This is a genomic window from Actinokineospora diospyrosa (assembly GCF_024171925.1).
In the GTDB taxonomy this organism is placed as follows: domain Bacteria; phylum Actinomycetota; class Actinomycetes; order Mycobacteriales; family Pseudonocardiaceae; genus Actinokineospora; species Actinokineospora diospyrosa.
In genome coordinates this window covers 216,920-232,828 of sequence record NZ_JAMTCO010000003.1, presented here as the reverse complement: position 1 = coordinate 232,828, position 15,909 = coordinate 216,920, and the positions used below count along the sequence as shown (strand labels likewise).

The 15,909-nt window shown below is 69.6% G+C and carries 5 protein-coding genes; 1 reads left to right on the top strand and 4 read right to left on the bottom strand.

The features are described 5' to 3' along the window. Window positions 1–25 precede the first annotated feature (25 nt). The 3 genes from LV75_RS06090 to LV75_RS06080 all read right to left on the bottom strand — a co-directional run bounded on the left by LV75_RS06090 (window position 26) and on the right by LV75_RS06080 (window position 4,478). Window positions 26–1,909 (bottom strand): permease-like membrane multi-spanning protein, encoded by a 1,884-nt coding sequence (locus LV75_RS06090; protein ID WP_253885663.1) that lies wholly within the window; start codon window positions 1,907–1,909, stop codon window positions 26–28. Continuing rightward, complete coding sequence (locus LV75_RS06085; RefSeq protein ID WP_253885662.1) at window positions 1,894–2,682, bottom strand: ABC transporter ATP-binding protein; 789 nt, start codon at window positions 2,680–2,682, stop codon at window positions 1,894–1,896. The genes LV75_RS06090 and LV75_RS06085 overlap by 16 nt, the downstream gene beginning before the upstream one ends. 230 nt (window positions 2,683–2,912) lie before the next feature. After that, window positions 2,913–4,478: an acyl-CoA carboxylase subunit beta gene (locus LV75_RS06080; RefSeq protein ID WP_253885661.1), complete on the bottom strand. Its 1,566-nt coding sequence runs from the start codon at window positions 4,476–4,478 to the stop codon at window positions 2,913–2,915. 96 nt (window positions 4,479–4,574) lie between these two features. Between LV75_RS06080 and LV75_RS06075 the strand changes: the two genes are divergently transcribed. After that, window positions 4,575–5,750 carry an MFS transporter gene (locus LV75_RS06075; protein WP_253885660.1) on the top strand — a complete coding sequence of 392 codons (1,176 nt, stop codon included), beginning with the start codon at window positions 4,575–4,577 and terminating at the stop codon, window positions 5,748–5,750. On the opposite strand, the gene LV75_RS06070 is transcribed toward LV75_RS06075, so the two are convergent. Continuing rightward, window positions 5,739–15,908 (bottom strand): type I polyketide synthase, encoded by a 10,170-nt coding sequence (locus tag LV75_RS06070; protein WP_253885659.1) that lies wholly within the window; start codon window positions 15,906–15,908, stop codon window positions 5,739–5,741. The genes LV75_RS06075 and LV75_RS06070 overlap by 12 nt on opposite strands. Window position 15,909 lies beyond the last annotated feature (1 nt).

Genomic DNA, 15,909 nt, shown 5'->3' with positions numbered 1-15,909 from the left:
CGCCGCGGGCGGCGGGGGTGCGGGGTCAGCCGACCGCGAGCGGTTGCTCTTGGGGGCGGCGTTCGGCGGCCTTGCGCTCGAGCTTGGCCTTGAGCTTGCGGGACTCGGTGAGGTAGACCCAGGAGGCCAGGGCGAACGCGGAGAGGCCGATCAGGAGCATGAGCGCGATCACTGGCCACTGGAGGCCCTCGGGTAGGTAGAGGGCGAGGAACCAGACTCGCTCGATTTCGCCGCTTAGTTTCATGCCGAGGGGTACTAGGCCTTGCGGGAATGTCGCTAGGCAGCCGATGAAGAAGCTGGTCCAGAGGAGACCTCGGCGGTGTCGGGGCATCGCTTTGATGACGGAGGTCTCCGCGCTTAGCGCTGCCTCGTGTTCCTTGCCCGCGCGCATCAGATAGAGCAACTCCGGGCCGCGCTCGGCGAGCCTCTTGGCCGCAAGACCGCCCAGAATCCAGTAGGCGACCAGTCCTGTCAGCACACCGGCGGGGCCGCCTGCCCACATCAACAGCGGCATGTCCAACAGGTCTCCGGCGAGCACGACACACAACGCCGGGGTAGCGGCCGTGAGCACGAGGAGGAGCGCCACGAAGGCCGGACCGGTGGTGTCGCCGTGGTCAAGGGGGGAGTTCTTGTTGCGGTGGGGGTCGGGGCCGGGCACGAGTTGGTCGACCGCTGTCAGCAACAGCAGGCCCGCGCCGCCACCGAGGATGGCGGTGGTGGAGGCGATCGCCCATGGCCAGAGGCTGCCGTGGATGGCGGTGCCGACGACAGTTAGGACGATCGACAGCGGACCGAACCAGGTCAGCCAGGCGAGCTGGCGACCGCGTACGTCAGCTAGCTCAGTGCCAGGCGTCATCAGCGTCAACCACAGTGCCGTGCCGTCTTGGCCATAGAGGTTGGAGCTGACCGTGGCTGCCATCAGTGCGGTAATGGCACCGACGAACGGCAGGAGCGCCGTCGAGTCGAACATCAGTGGCAGCAGGCCGCTCAGCAACGCGAACGCAGGCGCGACTACCAGGCTCTGCACGCGAAGCGGGTCACGCAACCAGGTGCGGACCTCTTTGACGTACACCGCTGCCGTCGGCCCACGATCGGTCCATTTGGCGGCACGGGCAGCCGAAGATCCACGTACCACCGGACGAGCCAGCCGCTGCGGCCCCAGTACGCGCCCCCACAAGAGGACGAGCAGGACCACCAGCCCAGCCAACGCCACCAGCGGCCCTACGACCCACAGCCAGTCCTTGCGAGCGGCAGCCTCAACGGCGATGACACCCCAGCTGGATGGCAGCGCGCGGATCACGAGCGACGTGGTGCGCGAGAACCCGGTCTCAAGCACGACGTCCAGTGCGATGAACACGACCCAGCCGGACTGGCTAAGCACCATCATCGTCGCGGTGATCACGGCGGTGACGGCAGCGCCTGCGCGGGAGCGGGCGAGTGCGCCGAAGAAGCGCGCAGCGAGCCGCGACAGCAGCACGACCAAGGTCAGCTGGAGCACCAAGGCCGGGATGGACACGACGACCGACAGGATGCCTAGTCGGGCGGCGTAGACGACGAGCGCGGTGAAGGCGACGAGGGTGACCGCGGTAGTGACACCGACGAACGCGGCGCCGAGCAGGCCAAGAGCCAGCCGGGTGCGTGGGACGGGCTCCAGGGCGAACTGCTCGGCTCGTAAGACCGGGTCGCCACCGAAGGCGGGGCCGAGCATCCAGCCGAAGGCCCAGATGGCGAAGGTGACCGCGAGCAGGTCGGCGACGGTGCCGGGAGCGGCGTCCGCGGTGGCCAGCGCGATCGTCCCGGCGGCGATGGCCAGGCCGACGAGCCCGCCGGTGAGCATCCAGGTCGCCTTCGGACCGGCGATGGTGTGCCGCAGGACGGCGAGCTTCATCCGGATCAGGACGCCAGCCACGACAGCCCCTCCCCGCCGCCGACCTTGACGCCGACCAGCTCGACGAAGGTGTCTTCCAGCGAGGCCGCGCCGCGGACCTGGTCGAGCGGGCCCTCGGCGACCACCCGGCCCTTGGCCATCACCGCGACCGTGTCGCACAGCTGCTCGACCAGGGCCATGACGTGGCTCGAGAGCAGCACGGAGCCGCCGCCCGCGACGAACCGGTTGAGGATGCGTTTGATCGTGGCCGCCGACACCGGGTCGACAGCCTCGAACGGCTCGTCGAGGACCAGCAGCCGGGGTCCGTGCAGCAGGGCGGTAGCGAGACCGATCTTCTTACGCATACCGGTGGAGTAGTCGACCACGAGCGTGCGCTCGGCGTCGCCCGAAAGCTCCATCACGTCGAGCAGTTCGGTAGCGCGGTCAGCGACTGTCTTGGCGTCCAAGCCTCTTAGCTGACCTAGGTAGGTGAGCAATTCCCGACCGGTAAGGCGCTCGGGCAAGGCAAGGCCATCGGGGAGAACGCCCATGAGCTTGCGGGCGGCCAACGGGTCGGCCCAGACATCCACGCCGAACACCTCGGACCGACCTTCGTCCGGGCGGAGCAAGCCGACGGCCATGGAGAGGGCCGTCGTCTTGCCCGCGCCGTTAGGACCGACGAGTCCGTAGAACGAACCGGGGGCGACGGTGAGGTCGGCGTGGTCGACCGCCGTGTACTCGCCGAACACCTTGTGCAGGCCGAGCAGACGCAACGCCGCCGTCCCGTCCTCGACCCTAGGCTGCACCGCGTTCACGCTCGTGGTTCCCCTTCACGCTCGTCAGCCGCCCTGGCGCTGTGCCGCAGGGGCGGGGGCCCGCCGGATTTGCCCGGTTCGGACCCGTGGCGGCGGTGATCGTACCGTCGCTCGCCGTCACCGGGGTGAACCCTGGATCACACTTCGTGGGCGCGCGGGAGCGGGAGGTAGACGTCGTTGACGATAACGACCAGTCCCAGCCCGCGACAGTCCCATGTCCGCACTACCCGCTAGAGGGGGATGTTCCCGTGCTTGCGGGTCGGTGCGGTGGCGCGTTTGGTGCGCAAGACGCGTAGTGCGGTGGAGATCTCCAGGCGAGTACGAGCGGGCTGGATGACCCGGTCCACATAGCCGCGCTCGGCGGCAGCGTAAGGGTTGCTGAACGCGCGGCGGTACTCGTCGACCAGCCCGGCGGCGACTGCTGCGCGTTCGGTGGGGTCGGTGGCTTGAAGAGTCCTGCGGTGCAGGATCTGGACGGCGCCTGTCGCGCCCATGACGGCGATCTCGGCGGTCGGCCAGGCCAGGTTGACGTCAGCGCCGAGGTGTTTGGACCCCATGACCGCGTATCCACCGCCGTAAGCCTTGCGGAGCACGACGGTGACCTTCGGGACGGTGGCCTCGGCGTAGGCATAGATGAGCTTGGCACCGTGGCGCACGATCCCACCGCGTTCCTGCGCCACGCCGGGCAGGTAGCCGGGGACGTCAGCCAAGGTGACGATGGGGATGCTGAAGGCGTCGCAGAAGCGGACGAACCTGGCAGCCTTCTCGGAGCTAGCGATGTCGATGGCGCCAGCGTTCACGAGTGGGTTGTTAGCGACAACGGCGACCGAGTGGCCGTCTACGCGAGCGAGCACACACACGATGTTGCGGGCGTAGTCAGGCTGCACCTCGAGGTAGTCGCCATCGTCGACGATGGCTCGAATGACCTCGGTGACGTCGTAACCCTGGTTCTCCGCGTCCGGGATCAGGCTGTCGAGCCGTTGGTCCTGTTCGGTCACGGCAGGCTCATGTGCGTGGTCGTATACCGGTAGCGGGTCAAGGTTGTTGCTGGGTAGGTAACCCAGCAACGCCTGCACCCATGCGATCGCGTCTTGCTCGTCTTGGCCGACGTAGTGGGCGTTGCCGGACACCGAGCTGTTGACGGCAGGACCACCGAGCTCATCAAGGGTGGTGCTCTCACCGGTGACCGCGGAGACGACCTCAGGTCCGGTGACGAACATGTAAGAGGTCTTGTCCACCATGACCGTGAAGTCGGTGATCGCGGGCGAGTACACAGCCCCGCCAGCGCACGGGCCCATCAACAGCGAGATCTGCGGGACAACGCCCGAGGCCCGCACGTTCCGCATGCCGAGTTCGGCGTAGTGAGCCAGGGAGACAACGCCTTCCTGGATCCGCGCGCCGCCGGAGTCGTTGATGCCAATGACCGGGCAGCCGATGCTCAAGGCAAGGTCCATCACCTTAAGTACCTTGTTGCCGAACGCCTCCCCCATGCTGCCGCCGAGGGTGGTGAAGTCTTGCGAGAACACACATACCTGACGACCGTCTACCGTGCCGTGCCCGGTGACAACACCGTCGCCGTAGGGACGGTTGTGCTCCATGCCGAAGTCGGTGCATCTATGGCGGGCGAACTCGTCCAGTTCCACGAACGAGCCGGGGTCTAAGAGCAGCTCGATGCGCTCGCGTGCGGTGAGCTTGCCTTTGGCGTGCTGGCGGTCGACCGCGCGCTTCTCCGCGATCTCGACGGCCTGGACGTGGCGAGCGGCAAGGTCGGAAATCCGATCCGCGGTGGTCGACATGGCTCGGTCCTCCTCACGGCTCAGGCGCCCAAGGTAGGGCCGCGACCGGCCGGGGCAGTACCCCTAACGCCCCCTGCACGACGCTAAGCTGCGGGTATGGGGGCATTTGGCAGGTTCTGGCTGGCTGACGCCATCTCAATGTTCGGGACGTATGTCACGACGGTGGCCGTCCAAGTGATCGCTGTGGTGACGCTCTCGGCGTCGGCGACCGAGGTCGGGCTCCTCAATGCCGCCCGGTGGATGCCCTATCTGCTGTTCGGGCTCATCGCGGGCGTGATCGTCGACCGGTGTAGGCGGCGCCCGATGATGATCGGCACCGACCTGGGCCGGGCAGCCCTTCTAGGGTTGATTCCCCTCTTAGCAGCCACGGACCTGTTGTCCCTGCCTGTCTTGATCGCGGTCGTGTTCGGCGTGGGTGTGCTGTCACTGCTAGGTGATGCCGCCTTCCAGTCATTCCTACCGCGCATTGTTGAACCTGACAGGCTTGCGTGGGCGAACGTGCGGCTGGAGCAGACCAACTCCGTTGCGCAGACCGGCGGGCCCTTGCTGGGCAGTGGGCTCTTGAAGCTGCTCGGGGCGCCGTTGGCCGTCCTAGTCGACGCTGTGTCGTATGTCGTGTCTGGCATCTTGGTGGCGACTCTCCGGGTGAAAGAGACCAAGCCAGAACCTGTCGAGAGGCATCTCCTGACTGAGATGCGTGAAGGTCTGCGGTGGGTCTACCGACACCGCATGCTCGCCCCGTTGTCGCTCAGCTCGCATGCCAGGTTCCTTTTCACGGCGATGGCGAGCACGGCCTTCGTGCCATACGCGGTGGACGCGATCGGTCCTGCCGGTCTCGGATTCGCCTATGCGGCTGCAGGTGTTGGCACCGTGGCAGGCGGTGGGATCTCACTGCTTGTCCACAAGAGGATCGGACTAGCACGCACGGTCGTGCTTGGCAGGCTCCTCGCGGCATCCGGCTTTGTCTTGGCTCTAGCAGGCGACTGGGCTGTCTTCGCGGGGCAGTTCCTCTTGGGCCTTGGGCTCGGAGTCGAAGGCCCGCATGACCTCACCTATCGCCAGCAGATCACCCCAGACCGCCTGCAAGGGCGCTGCAACGCCACGATCCGCTCGTTCAACTGGGGGATGATCACCATCGGTGCTCCCGTCGGCGGCATCATCGGCGACCAGTTGTCACTACCGACGGCGTTGGTCGTCGGCTCCACAGGTATGGCTATCGCAGGAGCCGCGTTGTTGGCGACACCGTTCCGTGAGGCCTCGCTAGCCGTCTAGTTCGCTGTCGATGAGAGCGAAGATGGTGTCCTCCGTGGCTGCGTCGAGGTCCTCGTCGGCTTCGTCGTCGATCGGGGTCCACTTCGCGAGCAGCGCGGCTAGGCGGGCTCGGACCCGGTCGGCGTCTTGACCGGACAGCGACGGCAGCACAGCGTCGATGCTGTCCAGTTCAGACAGTGCTACCGCCGCCGGGCTCGGTGGGGCAGGCACCAGGTCGACCAAGAGCCGCTCAGCCATGGCGATAGGCGTGGGGTGATCGAACACCAGGGTCGCGGGTAAGCGGACGCCGGTGGTGGTAGCGAGGCGGTTGCGCAACTCGACAGCGGTCAGCGAGTCGAAGCCCAGGTCCGAGAACGCCCGCGCCGGGTCGACAGCCTCAGTGGAGGGGAAGCCCAAGACCGTCGCGGCATTGCTGCGGACCTCTTCAACCAGCACGCGAACCCGCTCGGCGGCAGGTAGCGCAAGAAGCCTGGCACCCAGGTCGACCGGAACGGCAGCTCCCGCAGCCCGGCGTGTTGGCCGAGCAAGGGCGCTTAGCACGGCGGGCGGGTCATCTAGCACGCGCGAATTGATGATCGCGGCGACGACGGCCGGGGTGGGCTCGGTGAGTGCCCGGTCGAGCAGGGGAAGCCCGGTGTCGGGGGTCAGTGGCGGGAAGCCGGTGCGGGTCAGCCGGTCGCGGTCGGCGTCGGACAGCTCGCCGAGCATGCCGCCGTCGAGGTCCCACGGACCCCAGGCGAGGGCCCGGGCAGGCAGGCCGCGGACGTGCCGGTGGTGCGCGAGACCGTCGAGGAAAGCGTTTGCGGCGGCGTAGGCGCCCTGGCCGGGGGTGCCGATGGTGGCGGCGACGGAGGAGAACAGGACGAACTCGACCGCGTCCGGCACGGCGTCCTGCAGGGCCAGCGCCGCCGCGGCCTTCGCGTGCAGCACGCGGGCCAGCCGGTCGCGGGTCAACCCGGCGAGCACACCGTCGTCGAGCACCCCGGCGGCGTGGAACACCGACCGGACGCCGAGCCCGGCCACGAGGTCCCGGTCGGCCGCGTCGCCCGCGACCACCCGCACCCTGGCGCCCAGGGCCTCGACGGCGGACACCACCTCGTCCGGCGCCTTCCCACCCCGGCTGAGCAGCACCAGGTCGCGGCGGCCCGCGGCGGCGAGGTGCCGGGCGACGAGACCGCCGAGCGCCCCGGTGCCGCCGGTGATCAGGACCGGGTCGGCGGGGTCGGGCGCGGCGGGGACGGTCAGCACGACCTTGCCGACGTGCCTGGCCTGGCTCATGTACCGGAACGCGGCGCGGGCCTGGCGGACGTCCCACACGCGCCGCGGCGGCAGGGTGAGCGCGCCGCCCGCGAACAGGGCCATGACCTGGCCGAGGATCTCCCCGATCCGATCCGGTCCCGCCTCGGCCAGGTCATAGGCCCGGTAGTCCACACCGGACACTTCAGCGCGGATGTCGGTCTTGCCCATCTCCAGGAATCGCCCACCCGGCCGCAACAGCCCGAGGGAGGCGTCGACGAACTCGCCCGCCAAAGCGTTGAGGACCACGTCGACCTGGGGGAACGTGGTGGCGAAGTCGAGATCGCGCGAGGACGAAAGACGGTCTTCGGGAAGGCCCGTGGCTGACCATTTCGCCGGGCTGGCGGTGCCGTAGACCTCGGCTTTGAGGTGCCTGGCGAGCTGCACAGCGGCCATTCCGACACCACCGGCTGCGGCGTGGACCAGAACGGATTCGCCTTCTCGCAGGTTCGCGAGGTCAACCAAGCCGTAGTAGGCGGTGGCGTAAACGATCGGCACGCACGCGCCCTCGACGAAGGTCCAGTCGTCCGGCAGGGGAACCAAGAGCCGCTGGTCGGTAACAGCTGAGGGGGCGAAGGCCGCGGAGAACAGGCCGAGGACGCGGTCGCCGACCTTGTGGCCGGTCACGGCTGATCCGACCTCGGTGACGACACCCGCCGCCTCACCGCCGATCGCGACCTCGCCGGGGTACATGCCGAGCGCGTTGAGGACGTCCCGGAAGTTCAGCCCGGCCGCGCGGACGGCGACGCGGACCTCACCGGGGGCCAGGTCGGGGTGGGCGACGGGGGCGAGGACCAGGTTCTCGAGCGTGCCGCGACCGGTGGTGTCCAGCCGCCAGGGGCCGTCGGGGGCGGGCAGGTCGGTGCCGGGGTCGGGGACGACGCGGGGTACCAGGGCGACCCCGGACCGGATGGCGAGCTGGGGTTCGTCCGGGCTGTGCAGCAGCGCCGCCCACGGGTCGCCGTCGATGTCGACCAGGCGGACCCGGCCGGGGTCCTCGCCCTGCGCGACCCGCAGGAGGCCCCAGACGGCGGCGCCGGGCAGGTCCGGGACGTCGTCACCGGGTTCGGCGGCGACAGCTCCCCTGGTCAGGACGGTCACCTTGGCCTCGCCCAGGACGGCGGTGAGGCGATCGAGCAGGTCTGGACCGCTGGAGCAGAGGACCACGTGGTCGGGATCGGTGTCGACGAGCGTGGCGCCCGCTTCGGCCAGACCGGCCGCCGCGCCGAAGGTGTCGTCGCCGAGGACGGACCAGGTGCCTACCGGTTCGGTGTCGGCGAGCAGCGGGGTACTGCGCCAGGCGAGGCGGTGCAGTGGGGGTGCGGTGATCGCAGTGGTGGCGGCTGCGCGGAGGGTGACCTTGTCGACGGTGATGACCGGCGTTCCGGCGGGGTCGACCGCGACGAGGGTGACGCCGTCGGGGCCGCTGGTGAGCCGGACGCGGAGCGTGGAGGCGCCGGTGGCGGACAAGCGGACACCGGACCAGGCGAACGGGACGCCTGCCGCTCCCGTCCCGTTCGCGCCGACCGCGAGTGCGTGCAGCGCGGAGTCGAGAAGTGCCGGGTGCAGACCGAATCCAGCGGTGTCCTGGAGCGTGACCTCGGCGAAGATGGCGTCGTCTGTGCGCCAGACCGCGCGCAGACCTTGGAACGCGGGGCCGTAGGAGAGACCCGCTGCGTCCAGGTCGGCGTAGATGTCCTTGATGTCCAGAGGGTCCCCGGGCGGCGGCCACGGGAGTTCCTCTGTGGACTCTCGGTTAGCCCCGTTCTCAGCGGAGGCATCGAGAGTGCCGGTGAGGGTGCCGGTGGCGTGGAGAGTCCAGGGGTGATTGGACCAGCCGGTGTCGTCGGCTGGTCTGCTGTGGATGGTGACAGCGCCGGTTTCGGTTACAGCGAACTGGAGTTGGGTGGCGGCGCGGGCGGGGAGGACGAGTGGTGCGTGCAGCACCAACTCCTCGAGGACGGGCAGGCCGCGCGCTTCTCCGGCGTGTAGGGCCAGTTCGACGAAAGCGGTTCCAGGGAGGAGGGTTTGGCCGTGGACGCGGTGGTCGGCCAGCCAGGGGTGGGTGCGGGTCGATACGCGTGCGGTGAACAGCAGGTCGTTGGCTCCCGCGGTGCCTACCCCAGCGCCGAGGAGGGGGTGGTCGGTCACGCCTAGGCCTGCGGCGGCGACATCTCCGGCCCAGGGGGTTGGAGTGGGCCAGTAGTGCTCGCGGGCGAAGGCATACGTGGGCAGGTCGACCCGTCGGCCGCCCCAGTCGCGGGTCAGGGCGGGCCAGTCGACGAAGGCGCCCCGGACGTGGACCTCGGCAACGGCGCGCAGGACTGTTTCGACCTCGTCGCGCCCGGACCGCAGCGCCGGGAAGGCGCCCCCACCGACAGCGGCGCTGAGCACCCCGTCCGGGCCCAACTCCAGGTAGCGGGTGACGTCCTCGGCGCGCGCCACCGCTGCCGCGAACCGCACCGGCTCCCGGACCTGCCGCGCCCAGTACTCAGGCGTCGCCGGATCACCTGGTGAGGTGTTCACCAGGGGGATTGTCGGATTCTTGAACGACAGCCCCAACACCACCTGCCGGAACTCGTCCAGCATCGGGTCCATCAGGTGGCTGTGGAACGCGTGCGAGACGACCAGGTCCTTGACCCGACGGCCTTGTTCGACACTCTGACGTTTGAACTGTTCGACAGTCCTACGGTCCCCGGATACGACAATCGAACGATCCGAGTTCACGGCGGCGAGGTCGACGCCCTCGGGGAGATCGAGTTCGTGCTCGGCGGCCTCGATCGCGAGCATGGCCCCACCCGTGGGCAAAGCCTGCATGAGTCGAGCGCGAGCGGAGACCAGGGTGCAGGCGTCGTCGAGGGAGAGGATCCCGGCGACGTGGGCGGCCGCGACCTCGCCGATGGAGTGGCCGATCAGGACGTCCGGGCGGACGCCCCAGGACTCGAGCAAGCGGAAGAGGGCTACCTGCAGGGCGAACAAGGCGGTCTGGGTGTACGAGGTCTGGTCTAACTCCAGGCCACCGCCGAAGACGACGTCCTTGACCGAAAGGGGGATCCGGTCGCACACCTCATCGAACGCCGTAGCGAACACGGGGAACGCCGCATACAGGGCCGCGCCCATGCCGGGCCGCTGCGAGCCCTGGCCGGTGAACAGGAAGCCGGTGCGCCCTTCATCCGCCTGCCCGATGACCGCGTCATCGAGGCTGACACCGCCGAACAGCACGGCGCGGTTCTCCAGCACGCCGCGGGTCGTCGCCAACGACCACGCGAGGTCCACCAAGTCGTGCCCGCTGTCGCGCAACGCCTCCACCTGCGCGACCAGCCCGTGCTCGGTCCGCGCGGACACCGGCAGCACGACCACCGCGGGCGGCGACCCGACCGGCACCACCTCCGGCCGAGCCGGGGCGGACTCCAGCACGACGTGCGCGTTGGTGCCGCTCATCCCGAACGACGACACGCCGACCCGCCGCGCCCGGTCGACCGCGGGCCACGGCCGGGCAGCGGTCAGCAACTCGACCGCGCCCGCCGACCAGTCCACATTGGGCGATGGCTCGTCGACGTGCAGGCTGGCGGGCAGGACACCCGCCCGTAGCGCGCCAACCATCTTGATCACGCCCGCGACGCCGGACGCGGCCTGGGTGTGGCCGATGTTGGACTTCACCGAACCCAGCCACAGCGGTTCGACGCGGTCCTGCCCATAGGTGGCCAGCAGGGCCTCGGCCTCGATCGGATCGCCGAGCCGGGTACCGGTCCCGTGCGCCTCGACTGCGTCCACTTCAGACGCCTCAAGGCCCGCGTCGGCGAGCGCCTGGTGGATGACCCGTTGTTGCGATGGCCCGTTGGGGGCGGTGAGACCGTTGGACGCGCCGTCGGAGTTGACCGCGGATCCGCGCACCACGGCCAACACGTTGTGTCCATTTCGGAGTGCGTCGGACAAGCGCTCAACCAGCAGCACCCCGACGCCCTCACCCCAGCCGGTGCCGTCCGCGGCGGCGGCGAACGACTTGCAGCGGCCGTCGGCGGCGAGCCCGAGTTGGCGGCTGAACTCCACGAAAGCCGACGGTGTGGACATGACGGTGACGCCGCCCGCCAGGGCCAGTTCGCAGTCTCCTTGCCGCAGCGCGCGGACAGCCAGGTGGAGGGCGACGAGGCTGCTGGAGCAGGCCGTGTCCACGGTCAACGTGGGGCCTTCAAGCCCGAATGTGTAAGCAACGCGGCCGGACAGCACCGCGGCCGCGTTGCCCGTCCCTTGGTGGCCTTCACTGACCTCGCGCGCACCCACGAGCAACGCCGGGTAGTCCTGCCCACTGGTTCCCGCGAACACACCGGTTCGACTTCCCCGCAACGACTCCGGGTCGATCCCCGCGCGCTCGAACGCCTCCCAGGATGCCTGGAGCAGCAGCCGCTGCTGCGGGTCCATGGCCAGCGCTTCGCGCGGTGAGATGCCGAAGAAGACGGGGTCGAACTCGGCGACGCCGTCGAGGAAGGCGCCTTCACGGACGTAGGAGGTGCCGTCGCCGCCGTCCGGGTCGTAGACGCGGGCGAGGTCCCAGCCGCGGTCGTCCGGGAAGTCGCCGATGCCGTCGCGGCCGTCGGACACCAAGCGCCACAGGTCTTCCGGGGACCGCACGCCACCGGGGTAGCGGCACGCCATGCCGATGATCGCGATCGGTTCGCCGTCGGCGGCCGCGATGGCCTGGTGGGCGGCCTTGGCCTTGGGGCGGGCCAGTGCGAGGAGGTGGTTGGCGAGCGCGGCGGGCGTGGGGTGGTCGAACACGATGGTGGTGGCGAGCTTGAGACCCGTCGCCGTGGTGAGGCGGTCGCGGAGTTCGACGGCGGTCAGCGAGTCGAAGCCGAGCTCGGTGAACGCCTGCCCCGATTTGACAGCGGCCGGATCGGTGTGCCCGAGGATGGCCGCGGCATTGGTGCGCACCAGGTCGAGCAGAGTGCGCCGGTGGTCCTCTTCGGACAGAGAGGAGTGATCCGGTGCGGCGGGGGCCTCAAGCGCGGGCGCGGGGAGGTCGATAAGGTCATCGAAGAGGTGTTGCGGCCGGGCGGTGGTGAAAGAGGGCACGAACCGGGCCCAGTCGACGTCGGCGACGGTCACACAGGTGTCGCGCTGATCGACCGCTCGGGCCATCGCGGCGATCGCCACTGCGGGATCGAGCGGGGTAAGACCGCGTTTGCGCAGGTAGTCAGCGGTGCTGTCAGCACCGGCCATGCCCGCCCCCGCCCAGGGGCCCCAGGCGATGGCCGTGGCCCCGGTGGCCTCGGCGAGGGCGTCGAGGGTCGCGTTGGCGACCGAGTACGCGGATTGTGAGCCGCTCCCCCAGGTCGCCGACACCGAGGAGAACAGCACCAGCCGGTCGAGGCCGGGGTGGGCGGCCAAGACCCGCGCGCCCGTAACCTTGGCGTTGAGCGTCGCGGCGAAGTGCGTGAGATCCGCCTCGGCGATGGGCGCGTAGTCGCCGCTGCCCGCCGCGTGGAAAGCCGAGGTGGGTGGGTGTTCGACGAGGAGTTGTTGTAGCGCAGCGGGGTCTGACACATCACACGCGGCTAGGGTGACCTTCACGCCTCGGGATTGCAATTCCTGAGCCAAGTCCACGGCATCCGGGGCACGACGGCTGGCCAGCACGAGGTGTTCGGCGCCACGATCAACCAGCCACCTGGCCACGTGCCTGCCGAGCGCGCCGGTGCCACCGGTGACGAGCACTGTCCCTTGTGGACGCCACTGCGCCGCGGCCTCGGCAGGTGCGGAAGCCAGGCGGCGGGCGAACAACCCCGTTGACCGGACCGCGAGTTGGTCCTCGCCACTGGCGATCGCGGCGGCCAGACGAGCAGCGGCCGCGTCGTCCAACTCCGCTGGCAGGTCGACCAAACCGCCCCACCGGCGCGGGTGCTCCAGAGCGGCGACCCGGCCGAGCGCCCACAGGGGCGCGGCGAGCGGGTTGGCCAACGGCTCGGCAACGGCGACGGCACCCTGCGTGGCGAGCCAGATCGGTGGACCGTCAGCGCGGAGCAGGTCGAGGGTGTCGGCGACGCCCTGGGTGACAACAGGGTGATCCGGGTGCGCGTCGGTGCCGGTGAGCAGCGAGAGCACGGCGTCGGCCTGGTCGGGGTGGTTGGTGATCGTGGCGCCGTGGGCGCGCAGTGCGGTGGTGCACCAAGTCGCGATGGCGGAGTCGGGATCGTCGGTGAGGACGTGCCAGGTGCCGGCGAGCTGGGCCTGCTCGGCGGCGACGGGCTTCCAGGTCACCCGGTAGCGCAGGTTTGTCGTGGAGACAGGCCAGAAGTGGGTTCGCTGGAAGGCGTAGGTGGGGAGGTCGACACGGCAGCCGGGCTCTGCCCAGGTGAGGGGGATTCCAGCCACGAACACCTGCGCCAGGCCACGCCACCACGCGTGGACGCCGTCCTGGTCGGCGCGCTGCAGCGGGATGGCGACCACGTCCGGCAGCTGATCGCGAACAGCCGCCGAGAGCACGCCGTCCGGCCCGAGCTCGACGAACCGGGTCACGCCCTTCGCCGCCAGCCCCTTGACCGCGTCGGCGAACCGCACCGTCTCGCGGACCTGCCGCACCCAGTACTCGGCCGTCGTCGGGTCGCCCGTCGACGTGGCCACCAGGGCGATTGCGGGATCGTTGAACGATAGTCCGGCCACGACCTGCCGGAACTCGTCGAGCATCGGGTCCATCAGGCGGCTGTGGAACGCGTGCGAGACGGTCAGCGGCTTGACCCGGCGGCCTTGGTCACCACTCTGGCGTTTGACCTGCTCAACAACCCTACGATCCCCCGATACGACAAGTGAACGATCCGAGTTCACCGCGGCCAGGTCCACGCCGTCCGGGAGGTCGATCTCGTGCTCGGCGGCCTCGATGGCGAGCATGGCCCCGCCCTCGGGCAGGGCACCCATGAGGCGGGCCCGGGCGGAGACGAGGGTGCAGGCGTCGTCGAGGGTCAGGATGCCGGAGATGTGGGCCGCGGCCACTTCGCCGATGGAGTGTCCGACCAGGTAGTCGGGTCGGATGCCCCAGGATTCGACCAACCGGTAGAGGGCCACCTCAAGGGCGAACAAGGCGGGCTGGGCGAGTTCGGTGCGGTCGAGGTCGACAGCGGGATCGACGGCGAGGCGCGCGCACAGGGAGTCGAAGACCTCGGCGAAGGCCGGGAACCGGCGCAGGTCAACACCCATGCCGCGGCACTGGGAGCCTTGGCCGGTGAACAGGAACGCGGTCTTGCCGGAGACGACCTCACCGACCACTGTGGACAGATCTGGCGACCCGCCCGCCAACGCGGTGAGCGCGGCGACCCGGTCAGAGCCGGGCAGGACGACCGCGCGGTGGTCCATGGCCGCACGCGTCGTGGCCAGGGAGAACGCGACATCGCCAGGAGCGGCTGCCACAGCGGTGAGCCGAGATGCTTGCGCGCGAAGGGCTTGCGGGTCGCGCGCGGAGATCAGCCACGGCAGGTCGTCGTTGTTGGGCGGGACGAGCGCCACTTCGGGTGCCTGCTCGACGATCGTGTGCGCATTGGTTCCGCTCACACCGAACGCCGACACGGCTGCCGACCTCGGATGCTCCACTTCGGACCATTCGCGCGGCTCGACCAGCAGTCGAACCGCCCCGGAGGTCCAATCGACGTGCGGCGACGGGGCGTCCAGGTGCAGGGTGGCGGGCATGAGCTTGTTGCGCATTGCCTGCACAACCTTGATGACGCCCGCGATGCCCGCGGCGGACTGGCTGTGCCCGATGTTGGACTTGATGGACCCCAGAAAAACTGGGACCCCCTCGCGCTGACCGTAGGTCGCCAGCACCGCGGACGCCTCGATCGGGTCGCCGAGAACCGTGCCGGTCCCGTGCGCCTCCACCAGGTCGACCTCGGCGGCGGCGAGCCGGGCGTCGGCGAGGGCATCGTGGATGACCCGCTGCTGCGCGCGGCCGTTGGGGGCGGTGAGCCCGTTGGACGCGCCGTCGGAGTTGACCGCCGAACCGCGGACCACCGCGAGGACCCGATTGCCCGCCCGGACGGCGTCAGCCAACCGCTGGACCAACAGGACGGCGACGCCCTCTGACCACCCCGTCCCGTCCGCACCGGCGGCGAACGACTTGCACCGACCATCGGCCGCCAACCCGCGTTGCCGACTGAACTCCACGAACGCCGACGGGTTCACCATCACCGTGGCCCCACCGGCAATAGCCAGGTCGCACTCGCCCGCCCGCAGTGCCCGCACGGCCAAGTGCAGCGCCACCAACCCGCTAGAACACGCGGTGTCGACGGTGACAGCAGGGCCCTCAAGCCCGAACAGGTAGGCGACTCGTCCACTGAGGACGCTGGTCGCCGATCCGGTCAGCCCGTAGCCCTCGTCCGGGACCGCGTACCCGTAGCCCGAGGTCGTCGCGCCGACGAACACGCCGGTTCGACTGCCCCGCACTGACGTGGGGTCGATCCCGGCGTGTTCGAACACCTCCCACGACGTCTCCAGCAACAACCGCTGCTGGGGGTCCATGGCCGCGGCCTCGCGCGGGGAGATCCCGAAGAATGCCGGGTCGAACCACCCGGCCGAATGGACGAACCCGCCTTCACGCGCGTAAGAGGTACCGTCCCGAGTGGACTCCGGATCGTAGAGCCGACCGAGGTCCCACCCCCGGTCGGTGGGGAACTCGGAGATCCCGTCACCGCCGCGCGCCAGCAACTCCCACAGGTCTTCCGGCGAGTCGACCCCGCCGGGCAGTCGGCACGACATGCCCACGATGGCGATCGGCTCGTGCGCGGCGTCGGTGAGGTCCCGGTTGCGCGCCTTGAGCCGTTCGTTCTCCTTCAGCGAGGTCCGCAACGCCTCGACGTACTGCTCAACGGAGGCGGCCATC

Excerpts from the sequence above, each read along its gene's own strand:
- LV75_RS06080 (WP_253885661.1), bottom strand. The coding sequence starts at position 4,478 with ATGTCGACCACCGCGGATCGGATTTCCGACCTTGCCGCTCGCCACGTC.
- LV75_RS06075 (WP_253885660.1), top strand. The coding sequence starts at position 4,575 with ATGGGGGCATTTGGCAGGTTCTGGCTGGCTGACGCCATCTCAATGTTC.
- LV75_RS06070 (WP_253885659.1), bottom strand. The coding sequence starts at position 15,908 with ATGGCCGCCTCCGTTGAGCAGTACGTCGAGGCGTTGCGGACCTCGCTG.